This is a genomic window from Streptomyces sp. NPDC090442, assembly GCF_044769405.1.
Taxonomy (GTDB): Bacteria; Actinomycetota; Actinomycetes; order Streptomycetales; family Streptomycetaceae; genus Streptomyces.
In genome coordinates this window covers 1-1,892 of sequence record NZ_JBIVXW010000232.1, presented here as the reverse complement: position 1 = coordinate 1,892, position 1,892 = coordinate 1, and the positions used below count along the sequence as shown (strand labels likewise).

The window sequence follows — 1,892 nt, the reverse complement described above, 5'->3', positions numbered from 1 at the left end:
ATCCGGACCCGCTCGGGGAAGCTGTCACCAACTATGTGATCTTGCGGCACGAAACCAGGACTCTAGTCGATCATGCGCTAGCGAAGCGACGTTGGGCGTGGGCCAAGTCGGCGGAGACCGCACACGGGCGTTCGGAAGGGCCAGCAAGGGCGCAGCGCCGACCATCGCTGACCTGTGCGGGCACTGTGCACATGAGAAATGCGCTATCGGTCCGAACGGCGACGTGTGGCCGTGTGTGCTGGGGCGCTTTCTGAACATCGGCAACGTACTGGAATCCCCGCTCTCCAAAATCTGGGGTGGCGCCCAGATGGAACAGGTGTTGGCCGATATCACGGCGGTTCACGGCGAAGGGGCGCAGTCATGCACGCCCCCGCAATTCCTCCCCATGTGCGGCCCGTGCGGCAGGGCCGTTGCAAGTTCCGGGGTCGTTACGGCTGGTGGGGTTGTGACTGGTTTGGGTGCGTAGCAGAGCAGGCACGGGCTTTGTGATCATTGTGGTGTCTGAAGCCCAACGCCGCTGCGTTATCGCTGGAGTCGGGGCTGCAACCCTTCTTCCATGACCGTGACTTCGGTGTGGAGGGTGTAGTTCTGGCAGGTGGCGGGGTGCTGTCTATGGTTGGGGATGTACTTGCTGACGGCCTTCAGGCTGCGGGCTTTGAGACGTTGGCGGCGGCGCTGGGGCAGGAGGTTGTCCAGCAGCGCGCGGCCGATGGGGCCGATCAGTTGGACGGGGCCGTTGGGGAGTACGCCGGCGGCAGTGGTGACCTGGTCCCGGGCGGTTTCGAGGGCGACGGTGAAGCTGAGGCGGTCCATGTCCAGGCCAGGGCAGCTGGCGGCGGTGTCGCCGGCACGGTGGACGAGGGCCTGATAGACGGCGAGGATGCCCCACACCTCCTGCTCGAGCAGGTCCGGATGCCCGGAGCGCAGGACCCGCCCGTCCAGCAACGTCGCCTTCACACTGGCGTAAGTGGTCTCCGCCTGCCACCTCTCGTGATACAGGGTCACGAGTTCGGTGCCCGGATACCGCTGGGGGTCGGTCAGGCTGGTGACCAGGCGCCACTGCTCACGCCGGGTGGTGCCGTCGGCCAGGGTCAGCGTGATCCACGCCTCCACCACGCGGACCGGGAGCTTCCCGCCGCCCAGGCGGGCCAGATACGAGCCGTCCGGGAGCCGCTTCACGATGGTGGGGCAGCGGCGGGCGGAGGACCGCACCAGGAACTGCGCACCACCAGCATGGACGTCGCGCAGGAATTCCCAGGCATCGAAGCCCGCATCGGCCAACACCAGCATCTCCGCCTGAAGGCGGTGAAGCAGCCGGCCGGCATAGACGAGTTCGCCCTCGGCCTCGGGCCCGAACGCGGCCCCGATCACGGCCCGGGTGCCGGTCTCGATCAGGGTGACCAGCCGCAGCAGCGGATACCCGAACTCCCGCACCTCGCCCCTGCGCTTGGGGAAACGCGCGGTGACCGGATCACGATCGGGCAACTGCAGACTCGTACCGTCGAACGCGACCGGGCGCATCCCCCGCCAGTAGGCTCCGGACGTATCGAGCCAGGCCACCGGCCCGGACAACACCTCGAACAACACCCTGAGCGGCCGCGCACCCAGCCGACGACGGGCCCTCGACAACGAGGAGGAATGCGGACACACCACCGCCAGCCCTGCAAGGCCCGCCGTCATCTTGCCCCACACCGCCCGGTACGAGCACGACTCGAACAGCGCCAGGGCGAGGATGAAGTAGACCACCACCCGCGCCGGCAGCAGCCTGCACCTGCGCTCTTGTGCTCCGGTCTCCTCCCAGGGCTGTTGCAAAGTCTTGGGGGTTCCACGAATCTGCAGGTCACAGCTGGGTGACGGTCTGTCAGGATGGCCTCTCCGTATGCAACGAAGCT

Annotated in this window: 2 protein-coding genes; one reads left to right on the top strand and one right to left on the bottom strand. The window is 67.0% G+C overall.

The annotated features are described in order from the left end of the window. The first annotated feature begins 97 nt into the window (after positions 1-97). Positions 98-466, top strand: coding sequence for an SPASM domain-containing protein (locus ACIQU6_RS44655; protein ID WP_403488460.1), 369 nt, complete (start codon positions 98-100; stop codon positions 464-466). A 56-nt stretch (positions 467-522) separates the two neighbouring features. On the opposite strand, the gene ACIQU6_RS44650 is transcribed toward ACIQU6_RS44655, so the two are convergent. Continuing rightward, positions 523-1,812 carry an IS4 family transposase gene (locus tag ACIQU6_RS44650; protein ID WP_403488458.1) on the bottom strand — a complete coding sequence of 430 codons (1,290 nt, stop codon included), beginning with the start codon at positions 1,810-1,812 and terminating at the stop codon, positions 523-525. Positions 1,813-1,892: the final 80 nt, after the last annotated feature.